The organism is Methylobacterium sp. Leaf125, from assembly GCF_001423085.1.
In the GTDB taxonomy this organism is placed as follows: Bacteria; Pseudomonadota; Alphaproteobacteria; order Rhizobiales; family Beijerinckiaceae; genus Methylobacterium.
On sequence record NZ_LMNU01000012.1, the window covers coordinates 593,266 to 615,751 of the forward strand.

16 protein-coding genes are annotated in these 22,486 nt (G+C 68.1%); 7 read left to right on the forward strand and 9 right to left on the reverse strand.

Going from position 1 to position 22,486, the window contains the following annotated elements:
* Positions 1–182 precede the first annotated feature (182 nt).
* Complete coding sequence (gene oxlT, locus ASF58_RS13850; RefSeq protein ID WP_055953050.1) at positions 183–1,457, reverse strand: oxalate/formate MFS antiporter; 1,275 nt, start codon at positions 1,455–1,457, stop codon at positions 183–185.
* A 99-nt stretch (positions 1,458–1,556) separates the two neighbouring features.
* Positions 1,557–3,155, reverse strand: coding sequence for a gamma-glutamyltransferase family protein (locus ASF58_RS13855; RefSeq protein WP_055953052.1), 1,599 nt, complete (start codon positions 3,153–3,155; stop codon positions 1,557–1,559).
* 310 nt (positions 3,156–3,465) lie between these two features.
* Here ASF58_RS13855 and ASF58_RS13860 point away from each other — a divergent pair, with 310 nt between their 5' ends.
* From ASF58_RS13860 to hflX, 4 genes are all read left to right on the forward strand, one after another.
* Positions 3,466–5,736 (forward strand): PAS domain-containing sensor histidine kinase, encoded by a 2,271-nt coding sequence (locus tag ASF58_RS13860; protein ID WP_055953055.1) that lies wholly within the window; start codon positions 3,466–3,468, stop codon positions 5,734–5,736.
* Positions 5,733–7,103 carry a sigma-54 dependent transcriptional regulator gene (locus ASF58_RS13865; protein ID WP_055953058.1) on the forward strand — a complete coding sequence of 457 codons (1,371 nt, stop codon included), beginning with the start codon at positions 5,733–5,735 and terminating at the stop codon, positions 7,101–7,103. The genes ASF58_RS13860 and ASF58_RS13865 overlap by 4 nt, the downstream gene beginning before the upstream one ends.
* A 154-nt stretch (positions 7,104–7,257) precedes the next feature.
* Positions 7,258–7,512 carry an RNA chaperone Hfq gene (gene hfq / locus ASF58_RS13870; protein ID WP_003600267.1) on the forward strand — a complete coding sequence of 85 codons (255 nt, stop codon included), beginning with the start codon at positions 7,258–7,260 and terminating at the stop codon, positions 7,510–7,512.
* A 113-nt stretch (positions 7,513–7,625) separates the two neighbouring features.
* Complete coding sequence (gene hflX, locus ASF58_RS13875) at positions 7,626–9,041, forward strand: GTPase HflX (protein ID WP_055953062.1); 1,416 nt, start codon at positions 7,626–7,628, stop codon at positions 9,039–9,041.
* A 94-nt stretch (positions 9,042–9,135) separates the two neighbouring features.
* On the opposite strand, the gene ASF58_RS13880 is transcribed toward hflX, so the two are convergent.
* The 3 genes from ASF58_RS13880 to uvrA form a co-directional block, all read right to left on the reverse strand.
* Positions 9,136–9,714, reverse strand: a complete 579-nt coding sequence (locus tag ASF58_RS13880) for a fasciclin domain-containing protein (protein WP_055953065.1) — start codon at positions 9,712–9,714, stop codon at positions 9,136–9,138.
* Positions 9,715–9,968: 254 nt separating this feature from the next.
* Positions 9,969–10,928, reverse strand: coding sequence for a transporter (locus tag ASF58_RS13885; protein ID WP_055953068.1), 960 nt, complete (start codon positions 10,926–10,928; stop codon positions 9,969–9,971).
* 511 nt (positions 10,929–11,439) lie between these two features.
* On the reverse strand, positions 11,440–14,415 hold the full coding sequence (uvrA, locus tag ASF58_RS13890) for an excinuclease ABC subunit UvrA (RefSeq protein WP_055953070.1): 2,976 nt from the start codon (positions 14,413–14,415) through the stop codon (positions 11,440–11,442).
* Between the two features lie 505 nt (positions 14,416–14,920).
* Between uvrA and ASF58_RS13895 the strand changes: the two genes are divergently transcribed.
* Positions 14,921–16,975: a nitrate- and nitrite sensing domain-containing protein gene (locus tag ASF58_RS13895; RefSeq protein WP_055953074.1), complete on the forward strand. Its 2,055-nt coding sequence runs from the start codon at positions 14,921–14,923 to the stop codon at positions 16,973–16,975.
* 6 nt (positions 16,976–16,981) lie between these two features.
* On the opposite strand, the gene ASF58_RS13900 is transcribed toward ASF58_RS13895, so the two are convergent.
* Positions 16,982–17,623 carry a hypothetical protein gene (locus ASF58_RS13900; RefSeq protein WP_244477319.1) on the reverse strand — a complete coding sequence of 214 codons (642 nt, stop codon included), beginning with the start codon at positions 17,621–17,623 and terminating at the stop codon, positions 16,982–16,984.
* A 182-nt stretch (positions 17,624–17,805) separates the two neighbouring features.
* Here ASF58_RS13900 and ASF58_RS13905 point away from each other — a divergent pair, with 182 nt between their 5' ends.
* Entirely contained in the window at positions 17,806–19,230 is a 1,425-nt protein-coding gene (locus ASF58_RS13905) for a DEAD/DEAH box helicase family protein (protein ID WP_055953077.1), read from the forward strand.
* Between the two features lie 104 nt (positions 19,231–19,334).
* Positions 19,335–19,727, forward strand: a complete 393-nt coding sequence (locus ASF58_RS25000; protein ID WP_082513055.1) for a phage holin family protein — start codon at positions 19,335–19,337, stop codon at positions 19,725–19,727.
* Positions 19,728–19,730: 3 nt separating this feature from the next.
* Here ASF58_RS25000 and ASF58_RS13915 read toward each other — a convergent pair whose 3' ends face one another.
* From ASF58_RS13915 to epmA, 3 genes are all read right to left on the reverse strand, one after another.
* Positions 19,731–20,180 (reverse strand): hypothetical protein, encoded by a 450-nt coding sequence (locus tag ASF58_RS13915; protein WP_055953080.1) that lies wholly within the window; start codon positions 20,178–20,180, stop codon positions 19,731–19,733.
* A gap of 115 nt (positions 20,181–20,295) precedes the next feature.
* The gene (locus ASF58_RS13920) at positions 20,296–21,348 is read right to left on the reverse strand and encodes a lysine-2,3-aminomutase-like protein (RefSeq protein WP_055953085.1); all 1,053 of its coding nucleotides are present in this window, start codon (positions 21,346–21,348) and stop codon (positions 20,296–20,298) included.
* Positions 21,345–22,397, reverse strand: a complete 1,053-nt coding sequence (epmA, locus tag ASF58_RS13925; RefSeq protein ID WP_055953088.1) for an EF-P lysine aminoacylase EpmA — start codon at positions 22,395–22,397, stop codon at positions 21,345–21,347. Before epmA ends, ASF58_RS13920 begins: the two co-directional genes overlap by 4 nt.
* Positions 22,398–22,486: the final 89 nt, after the last annotated feature.

Sequence of the window (22,486 nt, forward strand, 5' to 3'; positions counted from 1 at the left end):
CATCCTGGGGGGTCGCGGGCGGCACCAAGGCATCGCCCGTTTGCCAGCATGTCCAGGCGGGTCGCGCCGGCGCGAGGCTGTCCGAGGTCCGAGCCCCCAACCCCGGATTGGTGCCGCTTCAAAGCGAAACGCGGACGGGTTGCCCCGTCCGCGTCGCCGGCGCACGAGCGCTGCGTCGCCCGTCAGGCCATGGCGGGCTTGGTCATGAGGACCGGTTCGGTGCTTCCGTCGAGCCAGCGCCGACGCATCGGCTTCAGCACGAAGTAGGCGAGGATCGCGGTCAGCACGTCGAGGGTGATGATGATCGCGAAGACCGGCAGCCAGGAGCCTTGCGCGGCGTAGATCCAGGCCGCGATCGGACCGCCGAACAGCGAACCGATCCCCTGGGCCATGTAGAGGAAGCCGTAGTTCGTCGTCGCGTGCTTGGTCCCGAACGTGTCCGTGAGGATCGAGGGGAACAGCGAGAAGATCTCGCCCCAGGCGAAGAACACCACGCCGGAGAGGAGGGCGAAGGCGTAGGCGTTCTCGCGGAAGACGAGAAGCAGCGCGATCGCCGCCGCCTCCGCCGCGAAGGCGATGCCCATCGTGTTCTCGCGTCCGATCTTGTCGGAGACCCAGCCGAAGAACGGACGGGTCAGGCCATTGGTGATGCGATCGAACGTGAGGGCGAAGGGCAGGGCGACGAAGCCGAAGATGATCGCGTCGGCGACACCGAAGTCACGGGCGAAGGACGCGAAGTTGGCCACCACCATCAGGCCGCCCGTCGACATCATCGTCATCATGACGAACATCAGCCAGAACAGCGGCGTCCGCAGCATCACCTTCGGAGGCGTGTCGTGCACGCAGGTCGAGAGGTTGACGGCCGGTGCCGGCAGCACCTCGCCGGCCCGGGGCGCGCGCAGGCCAAGGGCCGCCAGGGCGCCGATCAGCCCGAGCACGATGCCGAACACCGTGAGCGTATGGCGGTAGCCGTCGGCCGCGAGCATGTCGCTGATCGGGAAGGTGCTCAGCATGGCGCCCATGCCGTAGCCGGCGGCAACCACGCCGACGGCGAAGCCGCGCCGGTCGGGAAACCACTTCACCATCAGGCCGACGATGCCGACATAGACGATGCCGGTACCGAGGCCGCAGAACAGCCCGTAGGTCGCATAGACGCCCAGCAGGGTGTCCACCCGGGCAGCCAGAACCCAGCCGAGGCCGGAAAGGGCAGCGCCCAGCGCGATCATCAGCTTGGGGCTGAACCGGTCGATCAGGTAGCCCTGGACCGGCGAGAAGAAGGTCTGCAACACGATCAGGATCGTGAAGGTCCACTGGATCTGCGGCAGCGTCGAGCCGGTCGTCGCGATCAGCGGTTTGGTGAAGAGCGTCCAGACGTATTGCGGACTGGAGATCGCCATCATGGCGATCAGCCCGAGGCCGAGTTGCAGCCAACGTTGGCGGGAGAGGGTCGTATCCATTATTCGCTCCTTGCGGCGGAACGGCCGTCGCAAGGATGGTGCCAAGTCGTTGTTCCGCCTGTCCTAATCGCGCAACTCAGCCGCGAAGATCAGGCCAAGTTACAGCCCCTCCGAACCACCGTCGGATCGCGGATCATGGACCGCCGCGATGGCGCCGTTGCTTGGGTGGCGGATGAGCATGCCCGCATGACCGAGGGAGTCGATGTAGGCGCCGCCGAGTTCCTCGATCTCGTGACCGAGCTTGCGCAGTTCGGCGATGCTGCCGGGATCGAAGCGGTCCTCGACCTTCACGGTGAGGGATTCGGCACCCCAGGTTCGGCCGTAGAGCAGGCGCGGGGCATCGACGGCCGCCGCCGGGTCCATGCCGTAATCGGCGTAGCGCGCGAAGATCTGCGACTGGAACTGCGGCTGCCCGTCACCGCCCATGCTGCCGTAGGACATCACACGGCCGTCGTCGAAGCAGGCCAGCGCCGGAATCAGCGTGTGGAACGGCCGGCGGCCGGGCTCCAGCGGGTTCACCGCCTTGGCGTCGAGAGAGAACGAAGTCCCGCGGTTCTGCCAGTGAATACCGGTCTTCGGCAGCACGATGCCGGAGCCGTATTCCCAGTAGATCGACTGGATGTAGGACACCGCGAGGCCGTCGCGATCGATGGCACCCATCCAGACGGTGTCGCCCTCGCCGGGGTTGCGTAAGGGCAGGCTCGCGGCCCGACGCATGTCGATCTGTGCCGCCTCGCGGTCCAGGCGCTCCGGCGTCAGGAAGCTAGCGGGGTCGACCGCCAGCCGATCGTAGTCGGTCACGATCCGGTCGCGGATCGCGAAGGCGCGCTTCGTCGCTTCGATCAACCCATGGTAGTGCGCGGTGGTCTCGGGCCGGTTGATTCTGAGGCGGTCGAAGATGCCGAGGATCAGCAGTGCCGCGATGCCCTGGGTGGGCGGCGGGAAGTTGTAGAGCGTGGCATCCCGCCGGCGGATCGAGAGCGGCGCGCGCTCGCGGGGCGCATAGGCTTCGAGGTCGGCCCGAGTGACGGGCGTTCCCAGCCGGTCGAGGTCGGCGGCGATCTCGCGCCCGAGATCGCCCGTGTAGAAGTCGTCGAGGCCCGCATGGGCCAGTTGCTCCAGGGTACCGGCGAGCGCCGGCAGCTTGCGGAGGGCGCCGGCCGCGAAGGGCCTGCCGCCGTCGAGGAAGGTCTCTGCGAAGTGCGGCTGGTCATGGAGCGTATCGAGCTCCTTCGGAACGTAGCGCGCCTCCGAGGGCGAGACCGCGACGCCGTCGCGGGCATGGCGGATCGCATCGGCGAGCAGGGTCGAGAGGGGCAGACGGCCACCCAGCGCCTTCGACAGCTCGAGGGCGAGGCGCCAGCCGCCGATGGCGCCCGCGACGGTGAGCGCCGCATCCGGGCCCCGCGATGGGAGGACCTCGTAGCCCTTCTCCCGATAGCGCTGGATCGTGGCGTTCCGTCCTGCCGGGCCGCAGGCCTCGATGCCGCGCACCCGCCCGCCGCGCTCGCGCACCAGCCAGAAGCCGTCGCCGCCGATGCCGTTCATGTGCGGGTAGACCACCGCGATGGCCGCCGCCATGGCCGTCATTGCCTCGATCGCGTTGCCCCCCTGCGCCAGGACGTGCTGCCCGGCCTGGGCGGCGAGGCGGTGGGGCGCCGCGACGGCGGCCGAGGCGAAGACGGGGGTGTTGGACATGTTGATCTCTGCGTGAGGATGGGCGGAAGGATAATGTATTTTCTCGTCGCGTCGATCGATCCCGGACCGCTGGGGCACCGGAACGAGCGGCCAAAACGATGTCGGCAGGTCTCCACCGCACTCGGCATGCGACGTGGTTCCTACGCAGGCCCGTGACCGATTCGTATTAATTTCGCCACACTGTTGTGGCGACGCATCAGCGATGCCGTGGCTCCGCTCGTCCGACACCTCCAAGGCCTCCCAGGAGGGTTCACGCTCCGCCGATGAGTCGGAGACCGCTGGGGCCGGCCCAGCGCCCGTGAGGGTGCCGATGGTGCGTCCGCCGCCCCGAGGCCCGGGCCTCGTCGGTGCGCTGGTGGTCATCACGGCGCTGGTCTCGGCCATCACCACGTTCCTGATCCTGGCCGGCGTGATCCGGGTGATGAAGACGCCCACGGTCGGCCTGACGCTGCTCGGCATCAATGTCTTCCTGGTGCTGGCCCTCGTCGTGATCATCGTCTGGGAGGCGCGGGTTTTCCTCCACGCCCGCCGCACCAACGCGGCGGTGGCGCGCCTGCACACCCGTATCGTCGGCCTGTTCAGCCTCATCGCCATCCTGCCCACGCTGCTGCTGGCGGTGGTGGCGGCGATGACCATCAATCTGGCCCTCTCACTCGGCTTCACCGACCGGGTCCGAGACGTGGTGCTCAAATCGGTGGAGGTCGCCGACGCCTACCAGGAGAACCAGTGCCAGAGCCTCGCCCGCGAGATCCGCATCCTCACGGACGACCTCACGCGGGCGCGGCCCAACTTCGACATCAACCGGATCTGGTTCGAGAGCTTCCTCACCACCCGCGCCACCGCCCTCGGCCTGCCCGTGGCGGAGATCATGCGCGGCCCCAACGAGGTGGTGGCGCGGGCCAAGATCGACGCCCTGAAGGAGCGCCGCCTGCCCTCGGCGGCCGCCTTCGAGGACGCGGCGAAATCGACTGATCCGATCTGCCTGGTGCCGAGCGAGGGCCGCATCTTCGCCGCTCTCCTGCGCATGCCCGCCTATGACGGCGCCGTGCTGCTGGTGCAGCGGGAGGTCAGCCAGTTGGCGGTGGAGTTCCCGGGCGTGTCGCGGGCGGCCGCCGCCGAGTACCTGACCTACGACTCGCTGAAGCGCTCGATCCAGATCAGCTTCGCCTCGGTCTTCGTGCTGATCGCCCTGATCGCCCTGCTCTCTGCGGTGTGGTTCGGGCTCAACTTCGCCAACCGCTTCGTCGCGCCGATCCGGCGCCTGATCAATGCCGCCGACCAGGTTGCCTCGGGCAACTTCTACGCCCAGGTCCCGGCCCGGAAGAGCGACGGCGACCTTGCGCACCTGTCGGAGAGCTTCAACAAGATGACGCAGGAGTTGCGCCGCCAGCATGACGGGCTGACGGCGGCCAGCGACCTCATCGACCGGCGCCGTCGGTTCACCGAGGCCGTGCTGGCCGGTGTCTCGCCCGGCGTCCTCGGCGTCGACGCGGCGGGACACGTCACCATCGCCAATCCGTCGGTGGAGCGGACCCTGGGCCTCGCGGCCGACGAGATCGTCGGCAAACCCCTGACCCAGGTGGTGCCCGAGTTACAGGCCTTGTTCCCGGAAGGCGGCGAGGCGCGCCTGCGCACGATGCAGCAGCAGATCCAGCTCACGCGGGATGGCCGCGAGCGCACCGTGACCGTTCGAGTGACGAGCGAGCAGGCCCAGGGCGGCGCCCGCGGCTTCGTGGTCACCCTCGACGACATCACCGACCTCGTCTCGGCCCAGCGCACCTCGGCCTGGGCGGATGTGGCCCGGCGCATCGCCCACGAGATCAAGAACCCGCTGACGCCGATCCAGCTCTCGGCCGAGCGCATCCGGCGCAAGTACGGCAAGGTCATCACCACCGACAAGGACGTGTTCGATCAGTGTACGGCGACGATCGTGCGTCAGGTCGACGAGATCAAGCGCATGGTCGACGAGTTCTCATCCTTCGCGCGGATGCCCAAGCCCGCCATCGCGCAGAACGACCTCAGCGAGATCACCCGCCAGAACCTGTTCATGATGCGGGTGGCGCATCCCGACATGGACTTCTCGTTCGGCGAGGACGGCGATCAACGGATCCTGGCAGCGTTCGACATCCGCCTCCTGTCCCAGGCGATCACCAACATCCTGAAAAACGCCGTCGAGGCGGTGCAGGCGGTCCCGGAGGCCGAGCTCGGCAAGGGGAAGGTCGACGTGCGCCTCGTCCTCGAAGAGGGATTCGTGATCATCGAAGTCACGGATAACGGCAAGGGATTTCCCACTGAGGGGCGCCAGCGGCTGCTGGAACCCTATATGACCACGCGCGAGGGTGGCACCGGCCTGGGGCTGGCCATCGTCAGCAAAGTCCTCGAAGAGCATGGCGGCGGGATCGAATTGAACGACAATCCGGAAGGTCGGGGAGGGCGCGTGCGTCTGCGCGTCCCGCGCGACACCAGCGTCGCCCCCGTCCGAGACTCAGCCAACCACACGCCGCCGGAGGGCAAACCCTCTGCGCAGGACGAGAAGGGTGCCGCGCGGACGGCCCCCCCAATCGCGGAGATCCATTCATGAGCGCCGACATCCTGATCGTCGACGACGAAGCCGACATCCGCGACCTCGTGGCCGGCATCCTCGACGACGAGGGCCATCGCACCCGCACGGCCGGTGGCTCGGACGAAGCCCTGGCGGCCATCGAGTCGCGCCGGCCCCACCTCGTCTTCCTCGACATCTGGCTGCAGGGCTCGCGCCTCGACGGCCTGCAGGTGCTCGACCAGATCAAGGCCGGACACCCGGACCTTCCGGTGGTGATGATCTCGGGACACGGCAACATCGAGACGGCCGTCGCGGCGATCAAGGCCGGCGCCTACGACTTCATCGAGAAGCCCTTCAAGGCCGACCGCCTGATCCTCGTGGCCGAGCGTGCCCTCGAAGCGTCGCGTCTCAAGCGCGAGGTCCGCGATCTCAAGGCCCGGTCGGGCCAGGCGAGCCGGCTCGTCGGCGCCTCGGTGGTGGTCAACCAGCTGCGCCAGACCGTGGAGCGGGTGGCGCCGACCAATGCCCGCGTCATGATCCTCGGGGCACCGGGCTCGGGCAAGGAGCTCTCGGCGCGCACCCTGCACGCCATGTCGGCCCGGGCGAACGGGCCCTTCGTGGTCATCAACGCCGCCACCATCACGCCGGACACGATGGAGGCCGAGCTGTTCGGCGTCGAGGCCGGGGAGGGCCGGGCACGCCGGGTCGGCGCCCTCGAGGAGGCTCATGGCGGCTCGCTCTACATCGATGAAGTCGCCGACATGCCGCGCGAGACGCAGAACCGCATCCTGCGGGTCCTCGTCGATCAGAACTTCCAGCGGGTCGGCGGGACCACGCGGGTGCACGTGGATGTCCGCATCATCTCGTCCTCGTCGCGCGATCTCGCGGAGGAGATCGCCGCGGGCCGCTTCCGGGAGGACCTGTTCCACCGTCTGTCGGTGGTTCCGATCCGGGTGCCGTCCCTGTCCGAGCGGCGGGAGGACGTGCCCGAGCTGATCACCTTCTTTATGGAGCAGATCTCGGGCGCCACCGGACTACCGCGCCGGCGCATCGCCGAGGACGCCATGGCGGTCCTCCAGTCCCACGACTGGCCCGGCAACGTCCGCCAGCTGCGCAACAACGTCGAGCGCCTGATGATCCTGACCCACACGGATCCGGATCAGGACGTGACGTCCGAGATGCTGCCGACCGAGATCGGCGCCCTGGTGCCGACCACGCCGAACGGCTCGGGCGGCGAGAAGCTGATGAGCCTGGCGCTCCGCGAGGCCCGCGAGATCTTCGAGCGCGAGTACCTCATCGCGCAGATCGCCCGGTTCTCCGGCAACATCTCCCGCACGGCGGAGTTCATCGGCATGGAGCGCTCGGCGCTCCACCGAAAACTCAAGTCGCTCGGCATCGGTCCCTGAGAACACGGCGGCGATGCACTTGCATCGCGGCCGCGATACACGTGTAATGTTCCCGTCCCGGTGCCCTGCGGCGCAGTGCACCGGGGCATGCGAGACCAACGGACGAGAACCCGTCATCACGGCGGGCGGCGATGCGAACCAAGGATAAGAAAAAATGGCGGGCGAGCGCGCTCAGAACCTCCAGGACACGTTCCTGAACCATGTTCGCAAGAACAAGATTCCGCTCACGATCTTCCTCGTCAATGGCGTCAAGCTTCAGGGCGTCGTGACGTGGTTCGACAATTTCTGCGTGCTCCTGCGGCGGGATGGCCATTCGCAGCTCGTCTACAAGCATGCGATCTCGACGATCATGCCAGGGCACCCGGTCCAGCTGTTCGAACCCGACGAGACTGCGCCGGAAAAGGCCTGAGCACCCGGAAAACTGCGTCGGACCGGCTGGAAAGGTTTGCCGCGCCCTTGTCTAGGGCCGGCAAGCGCCCATTGTCCTGAAGACACGCAGGATAGGGTTGAACAAAGAACTTCATGACTGAACCGATGACGCCCGGCGAAGCCCGGCTCCAAGCGATGGCCGCCCCCGAGGGTGACATCGCGGCGGCAACCCACACCCTCGTCGTCGGACCCTATCTCGGCCGCGCTGCCGCTGCGGCCAGAGGCAACACCAACGGCAGCCCCGAGGCCTTGCGCTCCACCGAGGCGCGGCTCGACGAGGCGGCTGGCCTCGCGGCCGCCATCGAGCTCGACGTGGTCGAGGCCATCGTCGCGCCGGTGCAGCGGATCCGCCCGTCCACCTATCTCGGCAAGGGACGCGTCGAGGAGCTAGCCGGTGTGATTCGCGCCCGCGAGATCGGTCTCGTGGTGATGGACTGTGCCCTGTCTCCGGTCCAGCAACGCAACCTCGAGAAGGCCTTCGGCTGCAAGGTCATCGACCGCACCGGCCTCATCCTGGAGATCTTCGGACGCCGCGCCTCGACCCGCGAGGGCACGCTGCAGGTCGAGCACGCGCATCTCGCCTACCAGAAGAGCCGTCTTGTCCGGTCCTGGACCCACCTGGAGCGTCAGCGCGGCGGCTTCGGCTTCCTCGGCGGTCCCGGCGAGACGCAGATCGAGGCCGACCGGCGCATGATCCAGGAGCGGATGACGAAGATCGAGCGCGAGCTCGACAGCGTCACCCGCACCCGCGGCCTGCACCGACAGAGCCGGGCGCGGGTGCCGTACCCGATCGTCGCCCTCGTAGGCTACACCAATGCCGGCAAGTCGACGCTGTTCAACACCCTCACCAAGGCCCAGGTGATGGCGCAGGACATGCTGTTCGCCACCCTGGATCCGACGGCGCGGGCGACGAAGCTGCCGCACGGCGAGACCGTCATCCTCTCCGACACGGTAGGCTTCATCTCGGAGCTGCCGACCTCCCTGATCGCCGCCTTCCGGGCGACCCTGGAGGACGTGATCCACGCCGACATCCTCCTCCATGTCCGCGACGTGTCTCACGTCGACAGCGCCGCCCAGGCCGAGGATGTGGGTTCGGTGCTGCGTGAGCTCGGGATCGAGACCTCGGCCTCGCGCATCATCGAGGTCTGGAACAAGGCCGATCTCCTCGATGCGGATGAGCGCACGCGCCTCCTCAACCTCAGCGGACAGGGGCGCAGCGATCGGGACAGCGATGCCCCGGTGCTGGTCTCGGCCGTGACGGGTGAGGGACTCGGAGTCCTGACGGCGCGGATCGAGGCGCGGATCGCGCGTCAGCGCTCGACCTTCGCGGTGATCCTGCCGCCGGAGGACGGCGCCGCGCTGCACTGGCTCTATGAAAACGCCGAGGTGCTCGACAGGCGTGAGGAGGAGGGGGGCACGATGCACCTCGCCATTCGCATCGCTCCGGAGAAGGAGCCACGCTTCCTGAACCGCTTCGAGGGCGCGCGCCGCCTCAACCGGGTGAGCTGACGGCCGCGACGATCGCCTGGCCCGAAACGCGTGACGCCCGCGATCCTGCTGGATCGCGGGCGTTTCCGTCAGCCGAGCGAAGGGCCCGATACGATCAGGGCTGGAGCACGCCGTTGATGACGTGAATGACGCCGTTCGACTGCATCACGTTGGCCGTGGTGACCGTGGCGGTGCTGCCCTTGGCATCGGTCACGTAGACCTTCTTGCCCTTGGTCTGAACGGTCAGCGGCTCGCCCTCGACCGTTTTCAGCTGCGCTTCGCCGCCGCCATCCTTGGCGAGCTTCATCAGGTCCTTGGCCGTGTAGGTGCCGGGGACCACGTGGTAGGTCAGGATCTTGGTGAGGGTCGCCTTGTTCTCGGGCTTCACCAGGGTCTCGACCGTACCGGCCGGCAGCTTGGCGAAGGCGGCGTTGGTGGGTGCGAACACCGTGAACGGGCCGGGGCTGGCGAGGGTGTCGACGAGGCCGGCGGCCTTCACGGCGGCGACGAGGGTGGTGTGATCCTTCGAGTTCACCGCGTTCTCGACGATGTTCTTCGAGGCGTACATCGGCGCACCGCCGACCATCGGGTTCTTGGCGAAGGCCGCGACCGGGAAGGCGGCGCCGACGGAGAAGGCGAGGACCACGGCGGCGATCTTGGAAGCCACCGGGCGACGGGCGTGACGAGTGATCATGGAGCGCATCCTTAGGAACGATTGCCCCTTCGTGGGGGTCATCGTCCGTTACGGAGGATGTTCGGGAAAAGTTTCAGCGGCAGGCGGATTGCGTGCGTGGGTGAACGCGGCGGCTCTCGCCCGCGAGGCACCGAACCGGATCCACCCCCGAACGCGCGGGCGGCCAAACATGCGAAAGCCCGCCCGACACGTGTCGGACGGGCTTTGCTTGATCCCATCTGCGGCGGGACAAGGCCCCGCCGCCGAATGTCAGATCAGTACTTGCGGATGATCGGCGCGGGAGCAGCGGCGACCGGGGTCGGCGAGTACAGCGGCACGATCAGGCGGCCCGAGATCTCGGTGCTGTCGAAGCTGGTGGTCGCGACGGTGCGGGCGACGTAGACCTGCGCGGTGACGGGCCCGAAGTCGTAGCCGACGAGGCCGCCCATCAGGAACCGGCCACGATCGTTGAAGGCGGCGTTGATAGTACCAGCACGACCCAGGCCGGTGTTGAGGTTAACCGTGCCGTAGGCAATGGCGCCGATCTCGAACTTGCCGAACTTCTTGGTCGCGGTCAGGTCGAGGTTGAGCGAGTCCGACAGGGTGTAGACCTGACCGAAGTTCCGGCCACCACCGAACGACGACGGCGAATCGTAGAAGTTGCCGGTCAGATTAGCCGTGATGTTATAGCCGTCGGCCGTGTAGCTAGCAGCGATGCCGGCGCGGTAGGTGTTCGAGGAGAGCTGGGGCAGCACGGCGCCGCCGCCGAGGACACCGTTGTTCTGCACCAGAACGCCGCGGTCGCCGTTCAGCTCGTTCAGGTAGACACCGCCGAGCAAGCTGACGCCGAAGCCGCCGCCCAGATCGAAGGCCCAGATGCCGCCGACGAAGGTACCGACGTTGATCGACAGATCACGCACGCCGGTGGGGCCGCCGCTCTTACCGAAGACGAACACGGTCGGGGGAGCGACGAGGAGCTCGACGCGGCCGCCGAAGGGGACGAACGGGGTCGACCAGACTAGCACCGGAACGTTGATGCCCACATCGACAGCCGACGGCCGGTCGCGATTTTGATAGACGAACGTGTTCAGCGCGTAGATGCCCTCGGGCAGCGGGGCGCCGGTGGCCAGGCCGACCTGCTCGCCCGGAACCGTCGTGGTCTGCGCGTAGGATGCGGTGGCGGTCATGCCGACCGTGAGCGCGAGCGCTCCGGCAACGAGCCAGTTCTTCGACATTTTTACTCTTCCTTCCCAAGGATTTCAGGCGTCCGCCACGCAGCCGTCCGAACCATTCTGCCGATGCGCCGCTTGTTCGCAGCTTGTTTGCAGTTGGTTCGGCGGCCCCCCTTGCGGCCCGTTCTCAAGTCTCAACGTCGAGAACTATTCTACAGGACGGCGCCGAAGGACAGCGGAATGCTTGGAAACGCGGCAGTTCGGATCTGACCGTTGCGCAAAAGTCGCATTTTCGGTGCAGTGCAGCGGAAGGATTTGTTAACCTTTTGAGCAGGTTGGCGGGCGTCCTTGTGCCCCGACCACGCAGCAGAACGGCAAAATACCGCTGAACACTCAAGCTGTTATGGTTACGGTTCTGCTCTGGGACGATCCGGCAAGCGCCCTTGGACCATTGCGCAGTCCGGCGCTCTCGACCGGGCCGGATCGGGCTCCCGGTCGGCATGTTGATGCGCCGCGCCAAACGCTCGGAGCGCTCGACCCGGCGAATCGCCGGGTATCGCAACCCCGCGAGGCGCTATTCGGCTGCGGCGCGGCCCTTGGCAGGCGCCGAAGCTGGCCGTCGCGCGAGGACGTCGCGCAGGAATCGGCCGGTATGGCTCGCGCGTGACTTGGCGATCTGCTCCGGGGTTCCTTCGGCCACGACGACACCACCGCCGTCGCCGCCTTCGGGACCCATATCGATCACCCAGTCGGCGGTCTTGATGACTTCGAGGTTGTGCTCGATCACCACCACGGTGTTGCCCTGGTCGACGAGCTCGTGGAGCACCTCCATGAGCTTGGCGACGTCGTGGAAGTGAAGGCCAGTGGTCGGTTCGTCGAGAATGTAGAGCGTGCGACCGGTGGCACGCTTCGAAAGTTCTTTCGAGAGCTTCACCCGCTGCGCCTCGCCACCCGACAGGGTGGTCGCCTGCTGCCCGACCTTGACGTAGCCGAGGCCGACCCGGGCCAGGGTCTCCATCTTCTCGCGAATGGTGGGCACCGCCTTGAACAGGTCGGCGGCCTCCTCGACGGTCATGTCGAGGACGTCGGCGATGGAGTGCTCGCGGTACTTCACCTCCAGGGTCTCGCGGTCGTAGCGACGCCCCTTGCAAACGTCGCAAGTGACGTAGACGTCCGGCAGGAAGTGCATCTCGATCTTGATGACGCCGTCGCCCGAGCAGGCCTCGCAGCGACCGCCCTTCACGTTGAACGAGAACCGGCCCGCCTGATAGCCACGGGCCTTGGCCTCGGGCAGTCCGGCGAACCAGTCGCGGATCGGCGTGAAGGCGCCGGTATAGGTCGCGGGGTTGGAGCGCGGGGTTCGTCCGATCGGCGACTGGTCGATGTCGATGACCTTGTCGAGATGCTCCAGCCCGTCGAGCCGCTCGAAGGGCGCCGGGTGCTCCAGGGCACCGTTCAGGGATTTCGCCACCGCCTTGTAGAGCGTGTCGATGATCAGGGTCGACTTGCCACCGCCGGAGACGCCCGAGATGCAGGTGAAAGTCCCGAGCGGGATATCCACCGACACGTTCTTCAGGTTGTTGCCTCGGGCACCGACGAGGCTGAGCTTGCCCTTACGGCCTTTGCGGCGGGCGGTCGGGACCCGAACGCTCATCTCGCCGGTGAGGTACTTGGCAGTGAGCGAGGCCGGGTTCTTCAGCACCTCTTCCGGGGTGCCCTGGGCGATGATCTGCCCGCCATGGATGCCCGCACCGGGGCCGACGTCGACGACGTAGTCAGCCTGCAGGATCGCGTCCTCGTCGTGCTCGACCACGATCACCGAGTTCCCGAGGTCGCGCAGGCGCTTCAGCGTGCCGAGCAGGCGCTCGTTGTCGCGCTGGTGCAGGCCGATGGACGGCTCGTCGAGGACGTAGAGCACACCCGTCAGCCCGGAACCGATCTGCGAGGCGAGGCGGATGCGCTGGCTCTCGCCGCCCGAGAGTGAGCCGGAGCCGCGCGCCAGCGTCAGGTACTCGAGCCCCACATCGATCAGGAAGGTCAGCCGGTCGCGGATCTCCTTGAGGATCCGGTAGGCGATCTCGTTCTGCTTGTCGGTGAGCTTGCCCGGAAGCGCCGAGAACCACGCATGGGCGTCCCGGACCGAGAGGGCGGTGATCTCGCCCACATCCTCCATCGCGACCTTGACCGAGAGCGCTTCGAGCTTCAGGCGCTTGCCGCCGCAGCTGGCGCAGGGCGTCTCGCTCATGAAGCGGGCAATCTCCTCGCGGGAGCTGTCGCTCTCCGTCTCCTTGTAGCGCCGCTCCAGGTTCGGGATGACGCCCTCGAAGGGCTTGTTCACCTCGTAAGCGCGCATTCCATCGTCGTAGGCGAAGCGGACCGCCTCCGGGCCGGTTCCGTACAGGACGACGTCCCGGGCCTTCGCGGGCAGGTCGGACCACGCAGCGGTCGTCTTGAAGCCGTAGTGGCGGGCGAGGGCGTCGAGAGTCTGTCCATAATACGGGGAGGTCGACTTCGCCCAGGGACCGACGGCCCCGCGCTTCAGGCTGAGCTTGGCATCCGAGATCACGAGTTCGGGGTCGATCCGCATCTCGTGGCCAATGCCGCCGCAGGTCGGACAGGCGCCGAAGGGATTGTTGAACGAGAAGAGCCGCGGCTCGATCTCCGCGATGGTGAAGCCGGAGACGGGGCAGGCGAAGCGCGACGAGAAGGTGATGGCCTCGCGCGGCGCCTCGCCCTCGGGCGTATCGGCGAACTCGATCAGGGCGATGCCGTCGGCGAGCTCCAGGGCGGTCTCGAAGGAATCCGCCAGCCGCGCCGCGATGTCCGCCCGCACCACGATCCGGTCCACCACCACGTCGATGTCGTGCTTCAGCTTCTTGTCGAGCTTCGGCACGTCGTCGATGGCATAGTACTCGCCGTCGATCCGCAGGCGTTGGAAGCCCTTCTTCTGGAACTCGGCGATCTCCTTGCGGTACTCGCCCTTCCGGCCGCGGATCACAGGGGCCAGGAGGTAGAGCCGACTCTTCTCCGGCAGGGCGAGGACACGGTCCACCATCTGGCTGACCGTCTGGCTCTCGATCGGCAATCCGGTCGCGGGCGAGTAGGGTATGCCCACCCGCGCCCAGAGCAGGCGCATGTAGTCGTAGATCTCGGTGACGGTGCCCACCGTGGAGCGCGGGTTCTTCGAGGTGGTCTTCTGCTCGATCGAGATCGCCGGCGAGAGCCCGTCGATCTGGTCGACGTCGGGCTTCGACATCATCTCGAGGAACTGGCGCGCGTAGGCCGAAAGGGATTCGACGTAGCGGCGTTGGCCCTCAGCGTAGATGGTGTCGAAGGCGAGCGACGACTTGCCTGAGCCGGACAGACCCGTGAAGACCACGAGGCGATCGCGGGGAATCGTCAGATCGATGTTCTTCAGGTTGTGCTCGCGCGCACCGCGCACCGAGATGACCCGGGCATCGCGCGCGCCGTCGAACAACGCCTCGATCTTGGCTTCGACCCGCTCGGCCTCGGCTTGCGATTTCTTGGCAGCGGCTTTGGCTTTGGCCATGGAGTCTCTTCGGAACGTCTTCAGCGCGGAACGCGGCAGGACTCGACCAGAGCCCCCGCGGCATGTCGGGCGCGCCACCGCATCGGGCAAGGCACGCGCCACGCATATCCGCTCTTCAGCTAGAACAAAAAGCGTACGCGGACAATATCGTGGGCGCTGGGCCGAGGTTTCAGAACCTGGGGCCTCGCCGATTGATCTGGCGGGAACTGAAGCCGATGGGTGGAAGCGATGGCGCTACGCGGATCCTGCCTCGCGATTGGGCATGTGCCTGCCGCTCCCTCCGATGCGGAGCACAGCGTTGTCGTGCACCAATCATGCGTCCAGGCACGGGGAGCCGCGACGGAAGCAGGATCGAGGAACAACTGGACATTCCGGGAAAACGCCTCGCCTATCCAGCTTAAAAATGACAGACAATGATTAAAAATTGATCATAGGCTAATTTTGAAACACAACCTTTACCGGCTGTTCTCACAGTGCTGCAACGTTTCGAAGCAGGTTTCATGTGATGTCCGCCGGTCTCTTCTCATCGCTGCGCTTTCGGATTCTCTTAGTTGCGCTCGCTCCGTGCCTTGCATTTGCGATGGTCGTTGGACTTGCCATTACTGAGCGGATGGGCGCTCGGACCCGGATGGTCCATGTGCAGGAGCTCGTCGGCATGGCGGGCCAAGTCAGTGCCCTGGTGCACGAAGCCCAGCGCGAGCGCGGGGCATCGAGCCTGTATCTGGCCGCCAAGGGGACCAAGTTCCGGTCCGAGCTCGATGCGCAGCGTGCGCGGACCGATGTGGCCCGGGCGGCCCTGGACGCGGGCCGGACCGGCCTCGACCTCGCCGCCTTCGGGGCCGGCGTCGCTCGTCGGAATGCGACCCTGACCGAGCAATTGGCGTCGATCGACACCCACCGCACGGCCGTCGACGGGCTCGGTCGTACACCGGCCCAGAACATGGCGCTGTATTCGGGCTTGATCGCGAACGCGCTCGACCTCGTGCGCGAGGTCTCCCAAGTCGCGGCCAGCGTGGATCTCGCCGCCCGCATCAATTCCTACTCGTCGTTCCTCGCGCTCAAGGAGTTGGCGGGCCAGGAGCGAGCGGCGGCCTCGGCGATCTTCGGTGCCGGTCAGATCGATCTCGCTGGCCACGAGCGTCTGGCCGGTCTCAGTGCGGGCCAGAGCACCTACGAATCCCTGTTCCGGCTCGGGGCCGTACCGGAGCAAGCCGCCCTTCTCGATGCCGGCAAGGCGGCGCCCGCGGCCCGGGAGGTCGATCGTCTGCGCCGCCTCGTCCTCGACACGCCCCCGGGCACTCCGCTCGCCTTCACCGATGCGCCCGCCTGGTTCGGCCTCGCCACCCAACGCATCGATACCCTGAAGACGATCGAGGACCGGCTCACCGCGGATCTCGGCGCCGCGGCCGGTGCTGCCCGGGCCGACGCCGAACAGAGCGTCATGGTCTGGATGGCCGTCGGCATCGCCACCTTGGGCCTCTCCTGCGGCCTGGCCTTCGCCTTCGGCACCGCCATCGCCCGTCCGCTCACCCGCATCGCCGCCTCCCTCACGGCCATCGGCCGGGGCGAAGAATCCGGGCCCATTCCGCAGCACGGCGCCCGCGAGGTCCGCGCCATCGCGGCGGCGGCCGTCGACTTCCAGGCCAGCGTCGCCGAGCGCCGGCGCATCGCCGCGGAGGCCGACCATCTCACCGCCAACGCCGCGGCTGCCCGCCGTGCCGAGATGGTGGCGTTGGCCGATCGCTTCGAGGCGCAAGCCAGCGGGATCGTCGAGGCGGTCTCGGCCGCCGCGAGCCAGCTCAAGACGGCGGCCTATGCCCTGACCCAGGCCGCGAGCGACACCTCATCCCTGAGCGGGTCCGTCGCCGCCGCCTCGGCAGAAACCGCGGCCACGGCCGACACCGTCGCGGCGGCGACGGAGGAGCTGAGCGCCTCGGTGCGGGAGATCGGCAACCGCGTCGAAGCCTCGACCGCGGTCGCCAGCGAAGCGGAGCGCGACGCGGCGCGGATGGCGGGGGATGTCCATCGTCTCGCCCAGGCAGCGAACAGCATCGGCGAGATCGTCGGCCTGATCACGAGCATCGCGGCACAGACCAACCTCCTGGCCCTGAACGCCACCATCGAGGCGGCCCGGGCCGGCGAGGCGGGGCGCGGCTTCGCGGTCGTCGCCGCAGAGGTGAAGAGCCTGGCGACCCAGACGGCTCGGGCAACCGAGGAAATCGCCGCGAAGGTCGGCGAGATCGCCCAATCGACCGACGCGTCAGTGACGGCCATCGGCGGCATCACCGATGTCATCCAACGCCTGAGCCGAATCTCGGGGGACATCTCGGCGGCCGTGGACCAGCAGGAAGCCGCGACGCAGGAGATCGCTCGGAATACCGTGCTGACGTCCGAGGGCACCCGGGCCGTGTCCGGCCACATCGTTGGCGTCCGTGACGCGGCGGAATCCGCCCGAAGCGGATCGGCCCAGGTGCTCAATGCCGCGAGTGATCTCGCCCGTCAGGCGACGGCCCTGCGCCGGGAAGTCGACGGCTTCCTGGTGACGGTCCGGGCCGCCTGATCTGCCCTACGGCGTGGTTTTCCACGGATTGATGATGCGCATCGCCGCCTGCTCCGGTTTCACGGACGAGTCGACGCTGGCGGGCATCACCTTACGCGCCTGCACCATCATCTTGCGGGCCTGATCGGCCGGGAGGGCGCCGATGGGGAGCATCATCGCGGTAAGCTGGTTGCGGGTTCGCCGATCGACGAAGTCGGAGCGGCCGATGCTCTCGAAATCGCGGGCGGTGTGCTGGTCGTCACGCCGTCCGGTGAACACCTTCGGACCGTCCTTCATCACCACGATGTCGCCCGGACGCAGGGTCTCGTCCTTCATGAAGGCGGCCGCGGGGCCGGCCTTCATATCCAGGGGCGTCTGGCGATCCGTGACCTTGATCTGCAGGGGCTCGGACTTCGGAAGCGCAGCGTAGCGAATCTTCGGACGCTGACGCGTGGCCTTCCGGATCGAGCGCCGGGCCTGCTGGTAGTCGAAGCCGGGATCGGCCGTCGGCGTGGGTGCCACTTGCTGCGCCGGCCGTGCGGGCGCAAAGAGCAGGTCGAACAGGTTCCCATCGGCGCTCTGGGCGCTCGCCGGCACCGTGAGCATCATCAGTCCGAAAACGGGGGCGGCCACAGCGCGCGAGGCTGCGGAGAGCGGAATCGTCGGCATCGATGTCTCCGAGTGGGGCGCCCGACTGCGCGTCGAGATGACCCCTTAACAAAAGCACAACCTGAACAGTTCCAAGGTTTTCAAAAGATGGTGAGGGCTGCGCCAAGACTTCGCGAGCATGCTTTCGGAGCCGCGAAGAGAATAAAGTCCGCTGCGGACCGCGTCCTCGGACCGACCGCCTGATGGTCGCCAGCGAACATCTGATTCCACGGCCGCATCAGCGATCGGCGCGCGATGCGATGCTGGCTGCCCGCGCGGCAGGCCGGACGGGATTTCTGCTCGGCGACACGACCGGCCTCGGCAAGACCCTGTCGGTCTGGAGTGCGGTCGCGGCCATGCCCGAGCGCGAGGTGCTCATCGTCTGCCCCAAGGGCGCGATGCCCCAGTGGCGGCGCACGATCGCTTTGTCGGGTCTGGGCGAGAAGGCGGTGACGCTGACCAACTACGAGCGCACCAAGGCGCTGATGGCACCGCCACCCCCCAGCAACCGACGCTCGACCCGCGCGAAGAACAATGCGCTCGCCCGGCACGGCACACCGAAGCGGACCTGGCCCCTCGTGATCTTCGACGAAAGCCACCGCATCCGAAACCCGTACGCCCAGCAGAGCCTCGTCTGCCGGCAGATCGCCGAGACGGCCGCCTTCACGATTTATCTCAGTGCTACGGCCGGCCAGGCCCCGCACGAGCTCTCCTATCTCGGGCGCCTGCTGGGGGAGGCCGCGGGCCAGCCCACCACGACCCTGGCAGAATTCCGGGGGCTCATGCAGCGTCTCGGAATCGGCCGGGCCAAGGGCCGCTGGACCAACTGGTCCTGGGACGCGAACCCGCGCGATTGTACGGTGATGGCCGATCTGCTGTTCAAGGGAGATCGGGCGATCGGCCTGCGTCGGCGCCCCGGCGACATCGCCGGCTGGCCTGAGGTGCAACGCGCCCTCAGTGCGGTCGCTCTCACACCGTCCGAACGCCGCCTCTACGACGCCACCTGGCGCGAGTTCCGCCGGGAGTGGGGCCTTCTCGGCGGCAGCACCCGCAAGCCGGCCGGATGGGCGGCGGACCTGCGCTTCCGCCAGAAGGCGAGCCTGCTCCGGGCCTCGGGTACCACCGCCTTCGCCGATCTCCTGATGGAGGACGGCCACGCGGTTGCGATCTCGGTGGCTTTCCTGGAGACGGCCGCCGCGCTGGTGGAGGCCCTCCGGGCGGCGGGCTGGCGAGCCGACGCGATCACCGGCACGCAGTCGGGCGAGGCGAACGAGGGGGTGCGGCTCGCCTTTCAGACCGGCGCGCTCGACGCCGTCGTCTTCACGGTGACGGAATCGATCTCGCTGCACGCCCACGAGATGCCGGGGGGCGAGAAGCCCCGCGCACTCATCGTCCACGACCTGCGTCACAGCGCGATCCAGCTGACGCAGATCGAGGGCCGCTGCCACCGGGACGGACAGCAGGCGACGATCTACTACGCCCTGGCCGAGGGCACGGTGGAGGAGAGCATCGCCGCGACCGTCGTCGGGCGCATGGCCTCGATGGACGCCATGGCCGGCGAGGACACCGCGCTCATCGACGCGATCGCCCAGGCCATCGCCGAGGTGCAGAACGGCGCGGCCGCCTGAGCGCGACCGCCTTTCGCTGGAACGGGATCGAACCGCCACGGTTGTGGCCATCAGGGTCCCGTCTCCGCAGACGACCCCCACACGACGAAACGAGGACCGCCCCGATGGCACGACCGACGCCGAGCCTTGCCCGCCTGATCAGCGAGGGCCTGCGCCATGGCGGCGATCTCGTCGGCCGGGAACTCGAGCTGATGCGGCGCGAGACGGATGGGAACATCCGCGCGATCCTGGGCCTCGTCGCCCGGTTCGGCACCGCGCTCACCCTCGTGGTCGCCGCCTTGGTGATGCTGTTCGTCGCGCTGGTGAAAGGTATCGCCGCCCTGATCGGATCCGAAATCCTGGCGGCGCTGATCGTCGGGGCGCCCTTCGCCGGGATCGCCCTCATCCTGATGGTGCTCGGCCTGCGACGGATGGACCGTTCCAACCTGCTGCCGCGCCGCTTCGAGCGCCAGGTCGAGAAGGACGCCGCCCTGGTGACCGGCCGCGTCGCCGACTAAGCCTCAGGCCTTCTGGAGGGTGCCGAGCAACGCGTCCTTGTCGACGCCGAGCGCCGCCGCAATCTCGGCCAGGGCAGCGTGCTCAGGCTCGCTGATCCCCGCCTGATCGGCGACGTCCGCGGCAATCAGGAACACGCTGGTGCGCTGCGCAATCTCGCGCTCGGCGATGACAGCGACGAAGTGCAGGTTCTCGGCGCGTCCGGCGCGAGTGCGGGCGCGGGCGATCCCCTCGAACAGCTCGGCCTCCAGCTTCAGGGTGTCGTAGCCCCGCTCGAGGATCGGGTTGGCCCGCATACCGGCGAGTGCGACCTCGATCTCCTCCTCGTCGATCTCGTAATCCGCCAGGATGACGTTGGCCGAGGCCGAGACCGCCGCCTCCATCAGCGCACGGTCGCCGAGATAGGCGCCCATGGTCTGAGAAAAGCGTCCGACGAAGTCCTGAAACACACCCATCCGCTTCCCCGAAGACTTTCACACTGGGCGCCACCCGGATCCGGCCGGGCCATCCCATGACAAGATTTTTGCATCAAGAGCTTGGCGCCGGAGGCGTGTCAACGCAGTCCCTGCCTCACGGCTTGCGCGCCTTGGGCGGATAATCGTGGACGTCCCCCTGCGGATCGGTCACCCGCCACCCGGTGCCGCTTGCGGCGAGATAATCGGGCCCGGCCGGGACCTTGCCGTGCCCGCCCGGGATATCGAGGACGTAGAGGGGCTGGGCGAGGCCCGAGAGGCGTCCCCGCAAGGACCGGACGAGGTCGCGGCCCGCGGCGAGGTCGGTCCGGAGGTGCCCGGTCCCGGGCGCGAGGTCGCCGTGATGCAGGTAGTACGGCTTGATCCGATTCTCGACGAAACGGCGCATCAAGAGGGCGAGCGTCTCCGGATCGTCGTTGATCCCGGCAAGCAGCACGGTCTGGCTCACCATCGGGATGCCGGCATCGACGAGGCGCGCCACCGCCGCGCAGGCCGCCGGGGTGAACTCGCGGGGGTGGTTGGCGTGCAGGGCGACGAAGACTGCGCCGTTGAAGCGCTTCAGGGCCGCGATGAGGTCGGGGCCGACGGTGCCCGGCTCCACGACCGGGACCCGGGTGTGGAAGCGCAGCACCCGCACGTGCGGGATTGCCGCGAGGGACGCGGCGATCTGGGCGAGCCGGCGCGGCGCCAGGGCGAAGGGGTCGCCGCCGGTGACCACCACCTCCCAGATCTCCGGCCGTTCCGCGATATAGGCGAAGGCCCGGGCGAGATCGGCCTCGCTCAGGGTGCCGAGCCCTTCCGGCCCGACCATCTCGCGCCGGAAACAGAAGCGACAATAGACCGGGCACACGTGCAGCGGCTTCAGGAGCACCCGGTCCGGGTAGCGATGGACCAGGCCAGGCAAGGGGCTGTGGGCCCCGTCGCCGATGGGGTCGGCCTGCTCCTCGGCCTGCGTGTCCAACTCCTCGGCCCGGGGCAGGAACTGGCGGGCGATCGGATCCGCCGGATCGTGCGGGTCGATCAAGTCGGCCATGTCGGCCGTAACGGAGACGGCATAGCGGGCCGCCACGGCCTCCAGGGCCGGTAGGTCGGCAGGGGCCACGAGCCCCGCACGGGCGAGATCGGCGGGCCGGCGCAGGGACGTCCTCATCGCGCCGGCCCCGCCACCGGCGTCCAGAGCACGTCCTCGATGTGGCGGGCATCGGTCGCCAGCATGACGAGGCGGTCGAGGCCGAGGGCGATGCCGCTCGCCTCCGGCATGACCGCCAGGGCGTCGAGGAAGTCCTCGTCGATCGGGTAGGTCTCGCCGTAGACGCGCGCCTTCTCGGCCATTTCCAGGGTGAAACGCCGGCGCTGCTCGTCGGCATCGGTGAGTTCGCCGAAGGCGTTGGCGAGTTCGACGCCGCAAGCATAGAGCTCGAAGCGCTCGGCCACGCGCGGGTCGCGCGGGCTCGGCCGGGCCAGGGCGGCCTCGCTCACGGGGTACTCGCACAGGATCGTCGGGCGCCCGAGCCCGAGATGCGGTTCGATCCGCGCCACCAGGACCCGGCTGAACAGGTCGGCCCAGGTGTCGTCCTCGGCGACCCGGAGCCCCGCCCCGGCCACGGCCGCCGCGAGCGCCGCCCGGTCGGTGGTCCCGTCGGTAGCGATGGTGGCGAGGAGGTCGATGCCGGCACGCGCGGCGAAGGCCTCCGCCAGGGTGACGCGATCGGGCTCCGCGAAGGGATCGGCCGCGCGGCCGCGATGGCGCAGCGTCGGGACCCCCGCCGTCTCGGCGGCGAGCGCCAGGAGCTTGGCCCCGTCGCGCATCAGGGCGGTATAGTCTGCCCCGGCCCGGTACCATTCGAGCATCGTGAATTCCGGGTGATGCAAGGGCCCGCGCTCGCGATTGCGATAGACGCGGGCGAAGCTGACGAGGCGCGGCTCGCCAGCGGCCAAGAGCTTCTTGCAGGCGAATTCCGGCGAGGTGTGCAGGTAGAGCGGCCGCCGCGCGCCGTCCGGCCCCAGGGACTCGGTGGCGAAGGCCGAGAGGTGGGCCTCGTTGCCGGGCGACACCTGCAGCGCGGCGGCCTCGACCTCGACGAAGTCGGCCGCCGCGAAATGCGCCCGGAACGCCGCGACGATACGGTTGCGCACCATCAGGGCCGGCCGACGGTCGGCGTGGCGATGGGGCGCCCACCAGGGGGAGGGGGTGTTCATGCGGCGAGCTTTGCGACCTGCTTCAGATCTGAAATCGACATCCCGGGAGTGGCGTCTCGCGGAGCGACTGGCAACGGTGGCGCGGATAG